Source organism: Streptomyces sp. DSM 106670 (assembly GCF_055792845.1).
Genome location: NZ_CM147704.1, coordinates 4,681,962 through 4,700,347, shown reverse-complemented (window position 1 = coordinate 4,700,347; position 18,386 = coordinate 4,681,962). Strand labels below are relative to the sequence as shown.

Below are 18,386 nucleotides of genomic sequence, written 5' to 3'. Positions count from 1 at the left end.
GCCGGTCGTCGACCGGCAGCGGTCACTGGTACGGAATCCGCAGCACCGCCGCGTCCGTCCCGGTCTGCACCCGGGACGTGCCGTTGCCGAGCGCGTTCCAGATCTCCAGCCGGACCGTGCCGTTCTTCAGCTCGCCCAGGCTGCCGGTGGCCGCCTGGACGCCCGCCGCCTGGGTGTACTCCTCCCAGCCCGTGACCGGGTCGGTCGCGAAGTAGCGGAAGGTCTCGGCCCGGTCGAACGTGCCGTCGCCGGTGAGGTCGTAGCTGACCCGGACCTGCGGGGCGAGCCCGACCGCCGTGCCCGCGTCCACCCGGAGGCGGAACGCGGTGGCGGCCCCGGCGGAGACCTTGCCGTTGACCTGCTTCACCTCGTAGACGGTCGGCCGGTACGGGGTGCCGTCCCGGTTGACGCCGTCGGCCGAGGCGATCGTGTCCGTGCCCGCCGGGTCCGTGGTGGCGGTGGTGAGGACGCCGCCGGTCTTGAGGCGAAAGGTGTTGCCGGTGGACGGGCCGGGCTCCTCCGGCTCTCCCGGCTCCTCCGGGTCGGGGTTGCTGCCGCCGGGCCCCGTGCTCGTGGCCGTCGAACGGGCCGGTACGGAAAGGGTCTTGCCGTCGGAGAAGGTCACCGTACGGGCGGTCGAGCCGTGGTTGTGCGCGGTGTAGGTGCGGGTGCCGTCCTTGGAGAAGACGGCGGAGGTCGGGATGTCGCCGCTGACCGTCATGTCGGGGGCGCCGACGGAGGCGAGGGTGTTGATCCAGTGGTAGGTGTGCGCCTTGGACTCACCCTGCTCCGGCTCGTAATTCCCGTTCACACCGTCCCACTTGGCCTTGGCGGCGGCCGGGTCGGCCAGCGACTCGAACTCCCAGAGCAGGTCGCGCCACTCCTGGGCGGGTCCGCCGTTCTCGCGCTCCATCTCGGCGATGTTGCGCTTGATGGCCGCCTTCTCGCGGGCGAGGTGGAGTGAACCGCCGGTCACCGGGAGGACGTTGATGCCGTGGATCTCCTCCGGGTTCGCCGTCCACCAGGTGGAGTACGCGCCGCCGCTGCCCCAGACCATGCCGACCGTGTCGTGGCCGAAGGAGGCGGGGAAGACCTGCTCGTCCGCGTCGAACCAGTACTGGGTGATGGCCTCGGACTCCGTCGTCAGCAGGTAACTGCCGAGGTCCCGCAGCGCGTTGTCACCGGTGGCCGCGCCCCAGAGGACGAGCCCGGCGCTGAGGTTGATGGACTCCGACGACGACTCCTGGTTGTTGCCCGCCGCGAAGCCCTGGTGGCCGGAGGCCCAGCTGTGGCCGGCGTACACGTCGAAGCCGCGCAGGAAGGGGTAGGCGGAGTCGGTGCGGCTGGGGTTGGCGGTGTCGCGGATCAGGTGCTTGATCATCGTGCCCCAGGCCGAGTCGGCCGCCCAGGCCTGGTCGTACTGGGCGATGATCGCCGCCGCGTACACGTAGTAGCTGTAGTGGAAGTGGTGGTCGTTGAGCTCGGTGTCGCTGCCGTACGAGGCCGGGTAGCCGGTGAGGGTCTTCCAGTCCTTGTCGTAGCTGAACTCGCTGGCTCCGCCCGCCGTGAACCACTCCTGGAGCCGGCCCTTCATCAGGCCGAGGAGCTTGTCGCGGGCGGCGGTCTCGCCGATCTGGTCGGCGACGGGCACCAGCTGGGCGAGACGGCCGAGCGCCTTGCCGGTCCAGTAGGTGTCCGAGGCGCCGGAGAACGGGTCCGAGGCGTTGGCGACCTCGTTGATGTAGCCGGTCAGCCGGGCCTTGTCGACGCCGCTGGAGGCGGGCAGCGCGGGCACGACGCCGTTGTTCTTCTGGCTGGTGGTGAAGGTGGCGGACTCGCGCACCTTCATCGTGCCGCGCGGCGAGACGTACGTGTACGGGGTCAGCGCGTCGGTGGTGTGCAGCCACTGGTGGCGGTACAGGGCCTGGAGCGTGCCGCGCTCGGTGCCCTCCTTCGCCTCGGTGGTCAGGCTGTAGGTCGCCCGCACGTCGCCGCCGGTGGTCTGCCAGGCCACCTGGGAGCCGGTGACGAAGCTGAAGGCGTACTTGCGGTAGGTCGCCAGCGCGTCCGTGGAGGGCAGGACGGCGAGCGAGAAGTAGTCCTTGGAGCCGAGGCCCGCGGTGATCGTGGAACCGGAGACGTTCCAGTCGCTGCCGGTCGGGGCGAAGAGCGCGTAGTGGTGCCCGGCGACGGTGATGCCGAGGACGTTGCCGTCGTCGGAGAAGACCGTGGGCGCGGAGGCGGTCGTGACACGGGCGTCGCCGCCGGAGCCCTTGGCGTACACGAAGGGCATGCCGTGGCCGATGGTGGCCCGGAAGGTGCGGGTGCCGTCGGCCCAGTACGGCGTGACCGTCCAGTCGGACCAGGCGTCGGCCTTGGTGTCGGGTGAGTTCAGGCCGGAGAGCCCGACGGTGAGGTCGGCCTTGTGGGCGTACTCGTACTGGCGGCCGTCGCCGACGATCGCGGGCGTGGTCGGGTAGCCGACCTCCAGTCCGCCGGAGGTCGCCTGGTAGGTCAGGGGGTGGCCGTACATGGGGGTGCTGTACGGGTTGTCGCCGTAGCGCTGGAAGGCGAGCGAGGACCACCAGTCGTTGGTCGGGACCGGCTGGTCCCGGGCGGCGGTGGTGAGCTTGGGGGTGACGGGCGCGCCGGTGTTCGTGGTCGGGCCCGAGGTACCGGCGGGACGGCTGTCGGTGTAGCTGCCGGCGCCGGCGGGGATGGTGGCGGCGGCAGCGGGCGATGCGGCGGGGCCCAGGCCCACGGCGGCCACGGCGACGGCGAGGAGCGCCGCCGCTGCGGGTCTGGGGGTGACTCGGGAAACGAGTCCGGAGAGGGAGGTCAGCACGAGCAGCACCTCGATCATGGGGGGCGAAGAGCGCGTTCGAGAGCGCTCTCAAGTGTCAAGGAACGTAAAACTCCTGAAACGTAAGTGTCAAGAGAACGCACAACGACGGCAGTTGGGCGGTAGTCCGGTGTAACCCCAAGCTGTTATGCGTTCGAGTCTTGACGGGGCGGGGGTGGTGGGGGACGCTCCAGACGCAGGTTTTGAGAGCGCTCTCAAGGCGCTCGGTTCATCCCGAAGCCAAGGGAGGCTTCCCATGCCCATCGCCCGAGCCGCCAAGCGAGCCACTGTCCGCCTCGGCGCGGTCGTCCTCGCCGGGGCCCTCCTCGCCGCCTGTGGATCCGGCGACTCGTCGGACTCGTCCGACAGCGCGGGCGGAAAGGTCACGCTCAACGTCGACCTCTTCGGGTCGTTCGGCTTCAAAGAGGCCGGGCTGTACGAGGAGTACCAGAAGCTCAACCCGAACATCACGATCAAGCAGAGCGACACCCAGGACGAGGCGGACTACTGGAAGTCGCTCCAGACCCGTCTCGCGGGCGGCGGCGGTCTCGCGGACGTGCAGGGCGTGGAGGTGGGCCGCATCGCGTCGGTCACCCAGCAGCAGGCCGACAAGTTCCAGGACCTGAAGGAATTCGGGGCCGACAAGCTCAAGGACGAGTTCGCCGAGGCCAAGTGGTCGGCGGCGACCACCAAGGACGGCAAGATCCTCGGACTCGGCACGGACGTCGGCCCGGAGGCGATGTGCTACCGCACCGACCTCTTCAAGCAGGCCGGGCTGCCCACGGACCGCGAGGAGCTCGCGAAGAAGTGGGCCACCTGGGACGGCTACCTGGAGCTGGGCAAGGAGTACAAGAAGAAGGCCCCCGCCAAGAGCGCCTGGCTGGACAGCGTCGGCTCGCTCTACGGGATCATGATCGGCCAGGAGGAGGAGCGGTACTACGACGCCTCCGGCGAGCTGATCTACGAGAAGAACCCGGCGGTCAAGGAGGCCTGGGACACCTCCGTGGCGGCGGCCGAGGCGGGCCTGAGCGCCAAGCTCGACCAGTGGTCGCCGCAGTGGAACCAGGCGTTCGCGGCCGGTTCGTTCGCGACGATCCCGTGCCCGGCCTGGATGCTCGGCTACGTCAAGGGCCAGGCCGGTGACGCGGGCAAGGGCAAGTGGGACATCGCCAAGCTGCCCGGCGGCGCGGGCAACTGGGGCGGCTCGTACCTCTCCATCCCGCGCGCGGCCAAGCACAAGAAGGAGGCGTACGCGCTCATCGAGTGGCTGACCGCCCCCGAGCAGCAGGCGAAGGTCTTCCAGAAGCAGGGCAACTTCCCGTCCTCGACGGGCGCCATCGAGACGATCTCGGACGCCAAGGACGAGTACTTCTCGGGCGCCCCGATCGGCCAGATCTTCGGTGACGCGGCCAAGGAGTCCCCGGTCCAGGTGCTGGGTGTGCACGACCAGAACGTGATGCAGCAGATCACGAACGCGCTGAGCGAGGTCGAGCGCAAGGGCAAGCCTGCGGACAAGGCGTGGGAGACGGCGAAGAAGGGCGTGGACAACGTGATCGGCTGACCCCCGGTCCGCACGGTCCAGCTCCCCTGACCGGCTGACCCGCCGGTCCGCACGGTCCAGCTCCCTCCCCGCCCGTCCCTGGGGCCGGCCCACCGGTGCACACCACGGTGGCCCGGCCCCACCCCCGTACCCCCGTATTCCTGCACCTCCGCACCTCCGTACGTCCGCACCTCCGTACGTCCGCACCTCCGTAACAGACCGCCCCCGATCCCGAAGGGCCGCACCGTGTCCCTCACCGCCACCGCGAAGGCCGGCCCCCCCGGCCCCGCCGGAACCGGGCCCGGCCCCGACGACGGCCGGGCCGCCGCGCTCCGGCGCACCTGGCGCAAGGCCTCCCCGTACGCCTACATCGCCCCGTTCTTCACGCTCTTCCTGGCCTTCGGCCTCTTCCCGCTCCTCTACACCGCGTTCGTCTCGCTCTACCGGGTCGAGCTCCAGACGAGCGGCGAGATGGAGTGGCGGGGCATCGCCAACTACACGGCGCTGTTCACCGACGAGTACTTCTGGACCTCGCTGCGCAACACGTTCACCATCGGCGTGCTGTCCACGGTCCCGCAGCTGGCGATGGCGCTGGGTCTCGCGCATCTGCTCAACTACAAGCTGCGCGGCCGGACCTTCATCCGCACCGCGATCCTGCTCCCGTACGCGACCTCCGTCGCCGCCGCGACCCTCGTCTTCGCGCAGCTCTTCGGCAAGGACTTCGGGCTGATCAACTACGTGATCGGGCTGGTCGGCTTCGATCCGGTGGACTGGCAGACCGGCACGGTCGCCTCGCAGATAGCGGTGTCGTCGATCGTCGTCTGGCGGTGGACGGGGTACAACGCGCTGATCTACCTGGCGGGCATGCAGTCCATCCCGCACGAGCTGTACGAGGCGGCGGAGATGGACGGGGCGTCGCGCTGGCGGCAGTTCCTCCACGTGACGCTGCCCGGTCTGCGCCCCACGATCGTCTTCACCGTCATCATCTCGACGATCGGCGCGACCCAGCTCTTCGGTGAGCCGCTGCTGTTCGAGGGGTCGATCTCCGGCGGTATCTCGCATCAGTACCAGACCCTCGGCCTGTACATGTACGAGCAGGGCTGGGGCTTCTTCCACCTGGGCCGGGCCGCGGCCATCGCCTGGGTGATGTTCGTCCTGATCGTGGTGCTCGTCGGGGTCAACGCCCTGCTCGTGCGCCGCCGCGCACGCAAGGAGGCCGGCCGATGACCGCGCTCGCCGCACCGCCGACCGCGCCCGAGAAGGGCGATCCGCCGCAGAGCCCGCCGTCGGGCCGGCGCATCGGCAAGGGAGGCGCGGGCCGCACGATGAAGGGCGGCTGGCTCTCGTACCTGATCCTCGGCTTCGCCCTCCTCATCTCGGCGTTCCCGTTCTACTGGACGATCGTCACGGCCAGCCGGTCCAACGCGGACATGGCGAAGGTCCCGCCGAGCCTGCTGCCAGGACCGAACCTGATCAAGAACTTCGAGCAGGTCCTCGAAGAGGCGGACATCGGCAAGGCGCTGCTGAACTCGCTGATCGTGTCGGGTTCGATCACGATCGGCACGGTCCTGTGCTGCACGCTGGCCGGATTCGCCTTCGCCAAGCTGAAGTTCAAGGGCCGCAACGCCCTGCTGACGCTGACGATCGGGACGATGATGATCCCGCCGCAGCTCGGTGTGATCCCGCTCTTCATGCTGATCGCCGAACTCCAGTGGGTGAACCAGCTCCAGGCGGTCATCCTGCCGGGCCTGGTCTCCGCCTTCGGCGTCTTCTTCATGCGCCAGTACCTGGTGCAGTCGTTGCCGGACGAGCTGATCGAGGCGGCCCGGGTGGACGGCGCGTCCACGGCCCGCATCTTCTGGTCGATCGTGGTCCCGATCGCGCGGCCGGGGATGGCGGTGCTCGGGATGCTCACGTTCATGACCGCGTGGAACGACTTCTTCTGGCCGATCATCGCGCTGTCCTCGCAGGAGCCGACCGTGCAGGTCGCGCTGCGTCAGCTCGGCGGCGGCTACGTCAACGACCAGTCGGTGATCATGGCCGGCACGCTGCTCGGCACGCTGCCCGTGCTGCTGGTCTTCGGCCTGCTGGGCCGGCAGATCGTCGGCGGCATCATGCAGGGCGCGGTCAAGGGCTGATCCGCGCTCCCCCCATCTGCTCGCCCCCTCACTTCCTGGAGTGTCAGTCTCATGACCGCTGTCGATGCCCGCCCGGCGACCTCCACAGGCGCCCGCCCCGAGGCCGGTACGGTGCTCCGCTTCCCGACCGGTTTCCGGTGGGGCACGGCCACCGCCGCCTACCAGATCGAGGGCGGGGCCGCCGAGGACGGCCGTACACCGTCGATCTGGGACACCTTCAGCCGGACGCCCGGCAAGGTGCGCAACGGCGACACCGGTGACATCGCCGCCGACCATCTGCACCGGATGCCGGACGACGTACGCCTGATGAAGGAACTCGGCGTCACGGACTACCGGTTCTCGGTCTCCTGGCCCCGGGTCCAGCCGACCGGCCGGGGCCCGGCGGTGGAGCGCGGCCTCGACTTCTACCGCCGGCTGGTCGACGAGCTGCTGGCGGCCGGCATCAGACCGGTGGCGACGCTCTACCACTGGGACCTGCCGCAGGAGCTGGAGGACGCGGGCGGCTGGCCGGAGCGGGACACGGCGCACCGGTTCGCGGAGTACGCGGGCCTGGTGGCGGGGGCGCTGGGCGACCGGGTGCCGACCTGGACAACGCTCAACGAGCCCTGGTGCGCGGCGTTTCTCGGGTACGGGAACGGGGTCCACGCCCCCGGCCGGACCAGCGACCTCGCGGCCCTGCGCGCCGCCCACCACCTGAACCTGGCGCACGGCGCGGGCGCGCGGGTCCTGCGCGACCGCCTCCCGGAGTCGGCGGAGATCTCGCTCACCCTGAACCTCCACGCCCTGCGCCCGCTGACCGACACCGAGGCGGACCGGGACGCGGTGCGCCGGATCGACGCGGTGGCGAACCGGATCTTCCTGGACCCGGTCTTCCACGGCCGGCTGCCGCAGGACCTGGTGGCGGACACGGCGGCGGTGACGGACTGGTCGTTCGTGAAGGACGGCGACCTGGAGGTCACGTCGACCCCGATCGACTCGCTGGGCATCAACTACTACTCCCCCAGCGTCGTTTCGGCGGGCACGTCGGAGTCGCCCTCGCCGTGGGCGGGCGCGGAACAGCATGTGGCGTTCACCCCGGCGGCGGGCCCGCGCACGGCGATGGACTGGCCGGTGGACGCGAACGGCCTGTACGAACTACTGACCCGCCTGCGCGACGAACTCCCGTCCGTGCCGGTGCTGGTGACGGAAAACGGCGCGGCGTACGACGACTACGCCGACCCGGAGGGCGAGGTCCACGACCCGGAGCGGGTGGCGTACCTGGAGTCCCATCTGGCGGCCGTGCACCGGGCGATCGCGGACGGGGTGGACGTACGCGGGTACTTCCTGTGGTCGCTGCTGGACAACTTCGAGTGGGCGTACGGCTACAGCAAGCGGTTCGGCATCGTGCACGTGGACTTCGCGTCGCAGCGGCGGACGGCGAAGGACAGCGCTCGGTGGTACGCGGATCTGATCGCGCGGGGCGGGCTGTTGGAGGGGTGAGGGGCTGAGCCGCCTGAGGGGCTGAGCTTCGCGATGTGGTCCAGGGCCCCGGGGTGCAGTACACCCCGGGGCCTTTCTGCGTACCCGGACCGCGACGGCGGGGTGATGCCTGCGGCTCGATTCCTGACGCCGATTACTGACGCCCAATGCCTTATGCCTTATGCCTCCCGTCCCTCTCCGCTGCCTGACGCGGGCCGAACATGGCCGATGGCGGGGGCAGGCCGATGGGTCACGGTGTTGTGAAGTTCGCCGATTCCGGTGATCCCGACGGTGATGCTGCCGCCGTCGTGGAGTCTGTCGGTGCTGATGGCCGCCGGGGTTCCGGTGGTGATCAGATCGCCCGGCATGAGCACGGTGCGCGCGCTGACGGCTTCGATGAGGGTGGCCACGTCGAAGAGCAGGTCGGAGGTGTTGGCCTTCTGCCTCAGGCGGCCGTCGAGGGCTGCGGTCAGGGTGAGTCCGCGGGCGCCGAGGGGCAGCTCGTCGGCGGTGACGAGTTGCGGGCCTATGGCGATGGTCGCCGGCCGGCCGATCGCGGCAAAGGTGTTGACGACGGTGTAGCCGGCGACGCTTCGCAGAGCTCTGCTCCTGGGGACGCACGAGGTGTACTGACCGATCAGGACTCCGAGTTCGACGCCCCACTCGATCTGCGGTGCAGGAGTTGACCGGAGGACGTCGCGGTCGCCCAGGACAGCCGTGACGGGCATGGTCAGCAGCCGGGGTACCGGCGGTGGCGGGGTGTCCCGTTCTTTGGCTCGCGTGGCGTAGTTCACCTCGACCTGGGTGAAGGTGGCGAGTCGTGTGGTGAGCGGCCCGGACTCGATCGGGGCGTGTGGGGGTGTGAGCGGTTCTCCTGGTGCGGCGGCGTACTCCTGCCAGGACTCGCAGGTGAGCAGCGCGCCGACATCGGGGAAGGGCAGGAGGGTGAGGCGGTTGCGGTCCACGCGGGCGGCGGCGGTGCGGGTGCTGCTGAGGCGCAAGGTGCTCAGTCTCATCGGAGGGCTTTCTCAGTGCGCGGGCAGGAGGAGGCGGAAGGTGCATCCGGCCCCGGGGCGGGTGTCGAGTTCGATGCGGCCCCGGTGGGCTTCGGCGATGGCGGAGGCGATCGCGAGGCCGAGGCCGCTGCCGGGTTCGTCGGCGTCCCCGGGCGGGGCGCGGTAGAAGCGGTCGAAGACGTGGTGGGCGTCCTCGGGGCCGAGTCCGGGGCCGGTGTCGGCCACCTCGATCACGGCGGCCGGGACGCCGGGCGGCAGGGCGGGGGTGGCGCTGGTGCGTCCGGGGCGGTCGAGGCCCCCGGCGGCCGGGCTCGTACGGACGGTGCCGACGCGTACGTGGATGCGTGCGGGGGCCGGGGTGTGGGTGCAGGCGTTGGTCAGCAGGTTGGTGACGACCTGGGCGAGCTGGTCGGCGTCGCCGACGGTCTCGACGACGTCCAGTTCCTGGCCGCTGGTGTCGGTGGAGCCGGTGCGGAGCGGTTCCAGGGTGATGGTGCGGCCGGGGTGGCGTACGGCGGTGGTGGTGATGCTGTCGGCGGCCAGGGAGAGCAGGTCGACGGGTTCCGGGTGGGGGCCGGGGGCGTGGCCGAGCTTGGCGAGCAGGAAGAGGTCGTCGACCAGGCGGCTCATGCGGTCGGCGTTGGCGGCGATGAGTGCGTGGGCTTCGGCGCGGCGCTCGGCGGACATGCGGGGGTCGTCGTGGAGGAGTTCGGCGAAGCCCTGGATGGCGGTGAGCGGGGTGCGCAGTTCGTGTCCGGCGTCGGCCATGAACCGGCGCATCTGCCGCTCGGAGGCGGCGGTGCGGTGCAGGGCGGTGCGCAGCCGGTCGAGCATGGTGTTCAGGGCCTGCCCCAGCCGTCCGACCTCGGTGGCGGGATCGGTGTCGGGCACACGGAGGTCCAGCGCCCCGTCGGTGATCCGCTGGGCGGTGGCCTCGACGCGGGAGAGGGGCCGCAGCCCCAGGCGTACGGCGGCGTTGCCGAGCAGGGCGACCCCGGCGGCCACGACGACACCGAGAGAAGCGCTGAACCACAGCAGCTTGGTGGTCGCGCCGTCGACGGTGTCCAGGGGCAGGGCGACGACGGTGCGGATACGGTCGGGTCCGGAGTCGGCGATGACGCGCCAGCTGCCGTCGCCGGTGGCGGCGGGAACGGTGGCGGGCGCACTGTCCCGCAACGTCAACTGGGATGTTCTGCCGGGAAGTCGTGGTCCGCGGTCGTCCTTGCGGCCCAGCGAGTCGGCCATCAGGCGGCCGTCGGAGCCGTAGATGTAGACGCGGTAGTCCGAGGGCAGGATGTCGCCGTTCCTGGGGACGTGCAGGCGGCCGTCGTCGGCGATGTCCTCGTATATGCGGCCGGGTGGTCTGAAGCCGGTGAGCCGGTCGTCGATCTGGTCGGTGAGCCAGGAGCGCAGCACGGTCAGTCCGGCGGTCTGGCACAGCAGGACGGCGCAGGTCGCCAGGACGGTGGCGATGAGCACGAGCCGGGTGCGCAGCGAGCGCGGGGCTCTCGGGCGGCTTCTCACGGTTCTCGCGTCCCGGCGCCGCTGCTGTCGGCCAGGCGCAGGCAGTAGCCGACGCCGCGGACGGTGTGGATCAGGGCGGGCGGGGTGGCGTCGATCTTGCGGCGCAGGTTCTTGATGTAGGTGTCGACGATCCGGGTGTCGCCGGCGAAGTCGTACTGCCACACCTCCTGGAGGATCGCGCGTTTCTCGAGCACCCGGTCGGCCTGTGCCATCAGGCAGGCCAGGAGCCGGAATTCGGTCGGCGACAGCCTCAGCGGCCGGCCCGCCCGGTGCACGGTGTGCGCGTCCTGGTCCAGGAGGAGGTCGCCGTAGCGCAGGGGCGGGCGGGCGCGACCGGCGGAGGCCGGGGCGGAGGAGCCGGTACGGCGCAGGATCGCGCGGATCCGCAGCAGCACCTCCTGGACGTGGAAGGGCTTGGTGACGTAGTCGTCGCCGCCCGAGCTGAGGCCGATGATGCGGTCCTCGACCTCGGTGCGCGCGGTGAGGAACAGCACCGGGGTGTAGAGGCCCTGGGCGCGCAGCTGCCGGGTCAGGTCGAAGCCGTCGGCGTCGGGCAGCATCACGTCCATGACGATCAGGTCGGGCTGCCTGTCGCCCGCCTTGAACATGGCCTCCTGACCGGTGACGGCCGCGACGACGGAGTGTCCGGCGGCGCCCAGGGCGGAGGTGAGCAGGGTACGGATGCTGGGGTCGTCCTCGACCACGAGGATCGTGGACCGGGCCGGGGCGGGCCCGGAGGCGGGGCGGGACATGTGCGGCTCACTGGGGTAGAGGGTGGTGCCGCGCGAGGGTAGCGGCACCGGCTGTGAGAGGCGGCCGGAGCCCGGGACGGGGGGTGGCCGTCCCGGGCTCCGGGGTCATCCGGTGACCTGCTTGTTCTTCGCGAGCGCCGCGGTGCGCTCGGTCACCGTGGTGCGCAGCTTCTCCACGGCGGCGTCCAGCTCCTTCGAGGAACCGGCCGCCTCACGGGCCTGCTCCGCGATGGTGTCCAGGGCCTCGACCGCCGTGTCGGAGGCGAAGGTCTTCGCGTAGACCTTCTTGTACGCCGCCTTGTAGACCGCGTCGAAGGCGTCGGACTCCAGGAACCGGTCCTTGAGGGCGTTCCCGCCCATCGAACCGCCCCGGCCGCCCGGCTCGCCGTTCCCGCCCCCGGGCACCCCTTCGGGGGGTTCCATCCCCTCCGGCAGTTCCATCCCTTCGGGCAGCTCCATGCCTTCCGGCGGCTCGGGCATGCCCTCGGGCATCCCTTCCGGCCGGCCTGCGGCGCCTTCGCCGTTCTGCTCCCCTTGTCCTCCCCGTCCCCGGCCGCCGCCCATGCTGACCGTGTCGTCCGGGCCGGCCGCGGTGTCGCCGGAGAAGGTGAGGTTGTAGTCCCAGCCCAGGACGGAGAACTTCTTGGTGTCCAGGTCGTACCAGAGCATGTAGTTCTTGCCGGGACCGGAGATGTCGTCGAAGTTCAGCAGCAGGTTCTGGGTGGCGATGTACGCGGCGAGCGAGTCGACGTCCACGTACCGGTGCAGTTCCTGCTCGAACTCCTTGTCGGAGGCTTCGTCCGCCCACTTGATCAGCTTCATGACCGGGCTCAGGTCCTGGCTGCCGACCTTGTTGAGCTGGCGGAAGGAGCTCTTGTAGTCGGACGGGTCGTCCCCGCGGTAGGCGAAGCTCCCGCCGGCCCGGGCCTTGTAGAGGATCCCGTTGCCGTCGCCGACGGCTTCGGCGTACTCGGTGTCCGGGTTGTCGACCATCAGGCGGGTCACCGCGGGCCGGTCGTTCACCTGCACCGAGGTGAAGCTGTACGCCTCGGCGGGCTGCCCGGAGGATTCGGTCAGCGACAGCGACAGCGCCTCGTTCAACGGCACCTGCTCGTTCGCGCCGGGGCGGAGCGAGATCTCCCGCTCTCCCTGGTAGGCGCGCCCTTCGATGTACTCGTCGATTTTGATCAGCCAGGGCAGTTCCTCGGGCTTCTTGGCGGACAGGTTGTACTGCACCATCCCGCCCGGTCCCCCACCGGCGGCTGCCGGACCGCCGTCGGCGGTGTCGCCTCCCGTACCGCCCTGGGCGGCCTGGCCGGGCTGCTGCTGGGAAGTGCCGGGACCGCCGCCGGTGTCCTGGCCGCGGTCCCGGCCCTCGCCCCCGCCCGCGCCTTGACCGGCGGCGGGCGGGTCGCCCTGCTGGGCACCGGCGCGACCGGGCATGTTCCGGCCGCCACCGGGCATGCCCTTGCCGTTGCCCCGCAGGGACATCAGGGTGGAGTTCCCCTTGAGACGGATCCCGACGTTCTCCAGATGGACGCCGTCGATCGTCAGGTCGGCCGAGATGTAGTCCTTCGTTCCCTCGTCCTCGAACTCCTTGATCATCTTGTTGAAGTCGGTCTGCTTGTACGTGAGTTGAATCTGGTGGGCCACCGACGCGTCATAGAGGCCGACGGTGCCCTTGACGTCCTCGGTGATGGTGTCGGCCTCCACCCGCGATGCGGAGGTGACGTACGGCGACACGCGGGCGTCGCCGAAGAAGTAGACCGCCACCGCGAGTCCCGCGCACAGCGCCCCCGCCGGCTTCCAGTGGTGGCGCAGCCGTACCGGCAGCCGGTCCTTCAGCCGCCGTCCGCGCACCGGCACCACCACCGGGTCCCGCTCGTCGCCGGCCATCAGAGGTCCGTGGTGTCGTAACCGGTCAGGACCGTGACACGCTGCCCGGCGGTACGCTCCTGGAGCGCCGACACCAGGTCGCCCGGCTCGGTGCCCTTCTTCATCCGCACGGTGTAGAACACCTCGGTCAGCGCCCCGCCGCGGATGGTCTCGGTGCTCACCAGCTCGTACTCGCTGGTGTACTTGATCAGGACGTCGCTGATCGCCGGACCGTAGTCCTCGCCGGTGGGCACCTGGACCTTGACGACCTGCCGCTGTACGTCGAGGGCGAACCAGTTGAACTTGAACATGATCAGGATGACGACGCAGATGGTCACGGCGCCGGCCACGGCGAGCGTGTAGAAGCGGGCGCCACAGGCCATGCCGATGGCCATGGCCAGGAAGATGAAGCCGACGTCCCGCGTCTCCTTGATGGCGTTACGGAACCGGACCACCGACAACGCGCCCATCAGGGTGAACGCCCGTGCCAGGTTGGATCCGACGATCAGCATGATCAGCGCGACGATCATGCCGACGATCACGAGGGTCTGGACGTAGGACTGGCTGTAGGACACGTTGCGGTGCGTGTACCGGTAGGTGTAGCCGATGACCGTGCTCAGGACGAACGACAGCGCCAGCGCCACCACGACGTCGGCGACGCTGAACGTCCCGCTGAGTTCCTGCAGATCGAAGTTCACTGTGCTCCTGCTTTCAGCAGCGTGTGCGGCTGCTGCTCGATGGGGGAGGGCGGCGGCGGGCAGTCCGCCTCGTTGATGTGGAAGACCGAGCGCGGCGCCAGGCCGAACGCCTCGACGGACTGGACGTACTTGGAGATCCGGACCAGGTTGAGGTTGCGCCGGGCGGCGAGGTCGGTGATCCAGTGCGGGGTGCGCTCATTCACCTTGATCTCCATCACCGACATGTGCGGCGGGATGGTGAACCGGTTCTCCGGGGTGGACGTGCCGAAGTGGAAGTCCCGGTCACGGCCTCGTACGCGGCGGTCGAAGGTGACCCGCAGCCCGGTGTCCGCGTCCCGGCCGACCAGGGCCTCGCGCTGGTAGCCCGTGATCGCGGTGGGCTGCAGATTCAGCCGTACGATCAGATCGAGGACCTCCTGGATGAAGGCGCTCTCCTTCGCGCTGTGGTCGACCATTTCTCGGCCGTCGCACAGCCGCCGCGCCACTCCGTACGGCAGAGTGATCCGCCGCTTCTGCGTGACACGGTTGACGCGCTGCTTGATCTCCACGCACACCGGCGAGTCGTCGGTGACCGTGTCGAGATCGCCGTAGTGGCGGATCCGCAGCTTGCGGCGGAACTTCAGTCCCTCGATCTTCTCCCAGTAGAAGCGCAGTTGAGGAGTGTCGTAGTACAGGCTCCACACGCCGTAGCCGCCCACCGGGCTGTTGAGATCACGGTCCATCCGCTCACCCAGCTCGTCCCGGATCGCCGCGGCCTCCTCGACCGGCACCAGATACTTCAACTCGAACCGGTTGAACGCGTGCAGCCTGCTGGCCACGTGCAGCGGCTGCCCGTCCTCTTCTGCTCCTGCGGCTTGTGACACCTGCGCCTCCTCGTCGTACGGCCCGGACCGGCCGGCCGGAAGGAACGCAATCAACGGCAGATGAGGGGGCGATGAGAATCGTGGGTGTATTGCAGGAGAACTACAGGTGTACGCAGGGCAAAGCGGCCGGGGTGCGCGACAGCACTCCCGTACCGACCGACACAGCCCGCACCCGGCCCGGGGTGACGGCACTCACCGTGACGCCTCGACGGACGACCGCCGCCACATCCGGAAGCAACGTGGCGCGAATGCACCCCTTGCGGCGAGCGCAACGGGACACACCCCTTGACGCCCTCCCGACCTTCACCCCTATGGTCTAGACCAAGCGAGGAGGGCGGCGCCGGTTCGTCGATCACGTACCGGCCCCGCCCCGCCCACGGATCCAGCGCCCATTCCCCGCTCCCCCGCCCCCACCTCCAGGCGCGCACCACCCCGCACCGGCTGCCACCGACGCCCCAGGCGCCCGACGAGCCGCGCGGGCCCGCCCATGCACGTTTTCCCACCCCCCACAGACACAGCGGGAGATCGCACATGAGAAGCCGCACCGTAGAGCCGACCCTGCCCCAACGCACCGCGACGAACTCAACACCCGCCCCTGGCATACGAGTTGGAGACCGACTGACCGACCTGGCCGGACTGGTCGACGCCCACGCACTAACGCTGCTGAGGGCGACGGTCGGCATCGTCTTCGTCGGCTTCGGCGTACTGAAGCTGTTCCCCTCGGCCAGTCCGGCGGAGCAGCTGGCCGTGGACGCGGCGACGAAGATGACCCTGGGCCTGGTGCCGGAGACGGTCCTGCTCATCTCGCTCGCGGCGCTGGAGACGGCCATCGGGATCGGCCTGATCGCCGGCCGCCGCCTGCTGCGCCCCGCGCTCGTCGCGTTCTTCCTCCACATGGGCGGCGTGTTCTCGACCCTCTTCCTTCTCCCCGACGCGATGTGGCAACCCCACTCCCCAGCTCCGACCATGGAGGGGCAGTACGTCGTCAAGAACGTGGTTCTGGTGGCCGTGTGCCTGGTCGTCGCCGCCGACGCGTGGGGACGCGGGTCGAGGTCCCGGCACCGGCCCCGTTCCCGAAGGCCGGACCGTACGGGCTGAGCAGCGGCATCGTCAGCCCGTGGGCGCGGCCGGTACGGGCATCAGGGCGTCAGCCCACGTGGGCCGGCACCTCGGCGGACCGGTGCGGGGTGGCCGCGAGGCGGCGGCCCCGGAGCATGGTCGCGGCGATGGCCGCCGCGACCACCAGGGTGACGGCGGTGGCGAGGAAGACCGCGGAGTAGCCGTCCGTGAGGGCGGCCGCCCGGCCGCCGCCGGCCGCGGCGGAACGTTCGACGGCGCCGAGGTAGATCGTGGTGAACACCGACAGACCCACGCAACCACCGATCTGCATGGCGGAGTTGACCAGGGCCGATGCGGCACCGGCGTCGTGGTGGTCGACGCCGGCGAGGGCGACGTTCTGCACGGGGATGATCACGAAGGCGATCCCGATGCCGACGACCACCAGGCCGCCGAAGACCTCGGTCCAGTAGCTTCCGTCGGCGGTGATGAAGGTCAGCCACAGCATCCCGGCCGCCGCGATCAGCGGCCCACCGGTCATCAGGACGCGCGGGCCCCTGGTGGGCAGCAGCCTTGCGGCCACGGGCGCGGTGATCATGGTCGCGAAGGTCATCGCGAGGCTCGCGAGTCCGGCCGTCAGCGGGGAGAGCCCGAGCACGATCTGCAGGTGGAACATCAGGTAGAGGGTCATCCCGATGTAGACGGCGCCGATCGTCGCCTGGATGAGGAACGCCCCGGCGCGGGCGCGGTCCCGCACGATCCGCAGCGGCAGCAGCGGCTGCGCGGCACGGGCCTCGATCCACACGAACGCCGCCAGCAGCACCAGACCGCAGGCGAGGAAGCCGATGGTGTCCGGCTCGGTCCATCCGGACTCGGCGAGGGTGAACCCGTAGACGAGGGCGGCCAGGCCGAGGGTGACGGCCAGGGTGCCCCAGATGTCGTAGCCGTTGCCGCCCTCGACCCGGCTTTCGGAGACGAAGATCAGGGCGCCGGCCAGGCCGACGACGGCGAAGACGATGTTGACCAGCAGGCACCAGCGCCAGTCGGCGAACTCGGTCAGGACACCGCCGAGCGCCAGGCCGACGGCGGCACCGGTACCGGCGACGGTGCCGAAGACGGCGAACGCCGTTCCGCGCTCACGCCCGGCCGGGAACGTGACCGTCAGCAACGCGAGCGCCGCGGGTGCCAGCAGCGCCGCGAACACGCCCTGCAGGCCGCGCGCCGCGATCAGCTCGGTCCCGCTCTGCGCGAGACCGCCCCACGCGGAGGCGGCCCCGAAGCCGAGCATCCCGACCATGTAGCTGCGCTTGCGCCCCCAGTAGTCGGCGACGCGTCCGCCGAGCAGCAACAGCGCGCCGAAGGCGAGGACATACGCGGTGATGACCCACTGCCGCTCGGTGTCGCTCAGCTCCAGTTCGAGCTGGGCCTGGGGCAGGGCCACGTTGACGATCGTCGCGTCGAGCACGACGACCAGCTGGGTCAGGGCGATCACGGCCAGCGCCCACCAGCGGCGGGGGTCAGGATCGGTGGGCCGGGACGGCAGGAGGACAGACACGAAAAAACCTCCGGGGTTCTGTCTAACGAGCGCCGGAGGTTTCAAGCCTCGGACCAGACACCGGACGGCCGGGTCTGACCACCTCGACCACGGGGCCGAGCACATCCATCCTAACCACGGCCCGCCGACCGGTCCTGACCACGAAGGACCGTGATCCGGCTCACAGAGGGACGCCGGACATCCTCGGCTCCTGGCCCCGAACAAGCCCCGTGAGCTGGTGTTTGGCGCAAAATATCGCCGCTCCGATGGAACGGATCCGCTGAGACAGAACCTGGACATGCACGCAATCGTTTGAAGATCGGCCCGCCCCTAACGTCGTCGTTGCCAGCAGGAAGCACCGCACACGACAGCCGTTGGAGATCATGATGCGCTCGCGTCTCGCCACCCGTTCCGCCCGTCTCGTCCTGGCCGCCGCGGTCGTGACGGCGCTCGCCGCGACCACCGCGTGCGGCCCCGAGGACCCCACGGAGTCCGGCGCCGCCGCCCCCTCCTCCTCGTCGCCCTCCGCAGACGGCGGCGCCGGCAAGGGCGAGACTCCGTCCGGCGACAGCGCACCGTCCGAGGCGGGCACATCGACGAACGGCTCCGACTCCACCGGCGGCGCAGGCGGCAAGGGCGAATCCTCGACCGGCGACAAGAGCGGCTACGGGCAGTCCTGCGGCACCAACGACCTTGACTTCACGGTCACATGGGAGGCCCAGCCGATCAGCCACTACCTCGTCACCGCCAAGGCCAAGTCCGGCATCACGTGCTACCTGGACATCAACACGCCCAGTGTGTCCTTCGGTTCGGCCGCCGACGGCGTGGCGTCGCCCGTCGGGCAGGGCGGCGAGGACCCGATCAAGCTCTCCGGCTCCTCCGTCGCGTACGCCGGTATCAACGTCAAGACCACCGGGGGTGACGGCGGCAAGCAGTTCGAGCACGTCATCATCGCCACCTCCGAGGAGGACCCGAACCCCGCCCAGGTCGAGCTGCCCGACGCGGCCACCGTGGACAAGCCGATCGTCACCAACTGGTCGACCAAGCGCGACGAGGTCATTCCGCGCATCGTCTGACGTACGGCGGTCAG

14 protein-coding genes are annotated in these 18,386 nt (G+C 70.1%); 6 read left to right on the top strand and 8 right to left on the bottom strand.

All coding sequences use genetic code 11. The features are described 5' to 3' along the window. Positions 1-22: 22 nt before the first annotated feature. The gene (locus tag ACSMXR_RS20760) at positions 23-2,863 is read right to left on the bottom strand and encodes a glycosyl hydrolase (protein WP_376187011.1); all 2,841 of its coding nucleotides are present in this window, start codon (positions 2,861-2,863) and stop codon (positions 23-25) included. 235 nt (positions 2,864-3,098) lie between these two features. Here ACSMXR_RS20760 and ACSMXR_RS20755 point away from each other — a divergent pair, with 235 nt between their 5' ends. The 4 genes from ACSMXR_RS20755 to ACSMXR_RS20740 all read left to right on the top strand — a co-directional run bounded on the left by ACSMXR_RS20755 (position 3,099) and on the right by ACSMXR_RS20740 (position 7,999). Further along, positions 3,099-4,403: an ABC transporter substrate-binding protein gene (locus ACSMXR_RS20755; RefSeq protein WP_030077517.1), complete on the top strand. Its 1,305-nt coding sequence runs from the start codon at positions 3,099-3,101 to the stop codon at positions 4,401-4,403. Between the two features lie 225 nt (positions 4,404-4,628). Further along, positions 4,629-5,609 (top strand): carbohydrate ABC transporter permease, encoded by a 981-nt coding sequence (locus tag ACSMXR_RS20750; RefSeq protein WP_030077515.1) that lies wholly within the window; start codon positions 4,629-4,631, stop codon positions 5,607-5,609. Further along, positions 5,606-6,520, top strand: a complete 915-nt coding sequence (locus ACSMXR_RS20745) for a carbohydrate ABC transporter permease (RefSeq protein WP_137235468.1) — start codon at positions 5,606-5,608, stop codon at positions 6,518-6,520. Before ACSMXR_RS20750 ends, ACSMXR_RS20745 begins: the two co-directional genes overlap by 4 nt. A 51-nt stretch (positions 6,521-6,571) precedes the next feature. Further along, positions 6,572-7,999, top strand: coding sequence for a GH1 family beta-glucosidase (locus tag ACSMXR_RS20740; protein WP_381906981.1), 1,428 nt, complete (start codon positions 6,572-6,574; stop codon positions 7,997-7,999). Between the two features lie 158 nt (positions 8,000-8,157). On the opposite strand, the gene ACSMXR_RS20735 is transcribed toward ACSMXR_RS20740, so the two are convergent. The 6 genes from ACSMXR_RS20735 to ACSMXR_RS20710 form a co-directional block, all read right to left on the bottom strand. Then, positions 8,158-8,994, bottom strand: a complete 837-nt coding sequence (locus tag ACSMXR_RS20735; protein WP_473169631.1) for a fumarylacetoacetate hydrolase family protein — start codon at positions 8,992-8,994, stop codon at positions 8,158-8,160. Positions 8,995-9,006: 12 nt separating this feature from the next. After that, positions 9,007-10,518 (bottom strand): sensor histidine kinase, encoded by a 1,512-nt coding sequence (locus ACSMXR_RS20730; RefSeq protein WP_473169630.1) that lies wholly within the window; start codon positions 10,516-10,518, stop codon positions 9,007-9,009. Then, on the bottom strand, positions 10,515-11,270 hold the full coding sequence (locus ACSMXR_RS20725) for a response regulator transcription factor (protein ID WP_137235464.1): 756 nt from the start codon (positions 11,268-11,270) through the stop codon (positions 10,515-10,517). Before ACSMXR_RS20725 ends, ACSMXR_RS20730 begins: the two co-directional genes overlap by 4 nt. 105 nt (positions 11,271-11,375) lie before the next feature. Beyond that, positions 11,376-13,166 carry a CotH kinase family protein gene (locus ACSMXR_RS20720; protein ID WP_473169629.1) on the bottom strand — a complete coding sequence of 597 codons (1,791 nt, stop codon included), beginning with the start codon at positions 13,164-13,166 and terminating at the stop codon, positions 11,376-11,378. Beyond that, positions 13,166-13,843, bottom strand: a complete 678-nt coding sequence (locus ACSMXR_RS20715; RefSeq protein WP_030077503.1) for a DUF4956 domain-containing protein — start codon at positions 13,841-13,843, stop codon at positions 13,166-13,168. The genes ACSMXR_RS20720 and ACSMXR_RS20715 overlap by 1 nt, the downstream gene beginning before the upstream one ends. Further along, positions 13,840-14,706, bottom strand: a complete 867-nt coding sequence (locus ACSMXR_RS20710; RefSeq protein WP_030633011.1) for a polyphosphate polymerase domain-containing protein — start codon at positions 14,704-14,706, stop codon at positions 13,840-13,842. Before ACSMXR_RS20710 ends, ACSMXR_RS20715 begins: the two co-directional genes overlap by 4 nt. 531 nt (positions 14,707-15,237) lie before the next feature. On the opposite strand from ACSMXR_RS20710, the gene ACSMXR_RS20705 reads away from it, so the two are divergent. Continuing rightward, positions 15,238-15,804, top strand: coding sequence for a hypothetical protein (locus tag ACSMXR_RS20705; protein WP_473169628.1), 567 nt, complete (start codon positions 15,238-15,240; stop codon positions 15,802-15,804). Positions 15,805-15,853: 49 nt separating this feature from the next. Here ACSMXR_RS20705 and ACSMXR_RS20700 read toward each other — a convergent pair whose 3' ends face one another. Continuing rightward, on the bottom strand, positions 15,854-17,317 hold the full coding sequence (locus tag ACSMXR_RS20700) for an MFS transporter (protein ID WP_473169627.1): 1,464 nt from the start codon (positions 17,315-17,317) through the stop codon (positions 15,854-15,856). 365 nt (positions 17,318-17,682) lie between these two features. Between ACSMXR_RS20700 and ACSMXR_RS20695 the strand changes: the two genes are divergently transcribed. Then, on the top strand, positions 17,683-18,372 hold the full coding sequence (locus ACSMXR_RS20695; protein WP_473172416.1) for a hypothetical protein: 690 nt from the start codon (positions 17,683-17,685) through the stop codon (positions 18,370-18,372). Positions 18,373-18,386: the final 14 nt, after the last annotated feature.

Excerpts from the sequence above, each read along its gene's own strand:
- ACSMXR_RS20705 (WP_473169628.1), top strand. The coding sequence starts at position 15,238 with ATGAGAAGCCGCACCGTAGAGCCGACCCTGCCCCAACGCACCGCGACG.
- ACSMXR_RS20760 (WP_376187011.1), bottom strand. The coding sequence starts at position 2,863 with ATGATCGAGGTGCTGCTCGTGCTGACCTCCCTCTCCGGACTCGTTTCC.
- ACSMXR_RS20695 (WP_473172416.1), top strand. The coding sequence starts at position 17,683 with ATGCGCTCGCGTCTCGCCACCCGTTCCGCCCGTCTCGTCCTGGCCGCC.
- ACSMXR_RS20755 (WP_030077517.1), top strand. The coding sequence starts at position 3,099 with ATGCCCATCGCCCGAGCCGCCAAGCGAGCCACTGTCCGCCTCGGCGCG.
- ACSMXR_RS20745 (WP_137235468.1), top strand. The coding sequence starts at position 5,606 with ATGACCGCGCTCGCCGCACCGCCGACCGCGCCCGAGAAGGGCGATCCG.
- ACSMXR_RS20720 (WP_473169629.1), bottom strand. The coding sequence starts at position 13,166 with ATGGCCGGCGACGAGCGGGACCCGGTGGTGGTGCCGGTGCGCGGACGG.
- ACSMXR_RS20735 (WP_473169631.1), bottom strand. The coding sequence starts at position 8,994 with ATGAGACTGAGCACCTTGCGCCTCAGCAGCACCCGCACCGCCGCCGCC.
- ACSMXR_RS20740 (WP_381906981.1), top strand. The coding sequence starts at position 6,572 with ATGACCGCTGTCGATGCCCGCCCGGCGACCTCCACAGGCGCCCGCCCC.
- ACSMXR_RS20725 (WP_137235464.1), bottom strand. The coding sequence starts at position 11,270 with ATGTCCCGCCCCGCCTCCGGGCCCGCCCCGGCCCGGTCCACGATCCTC.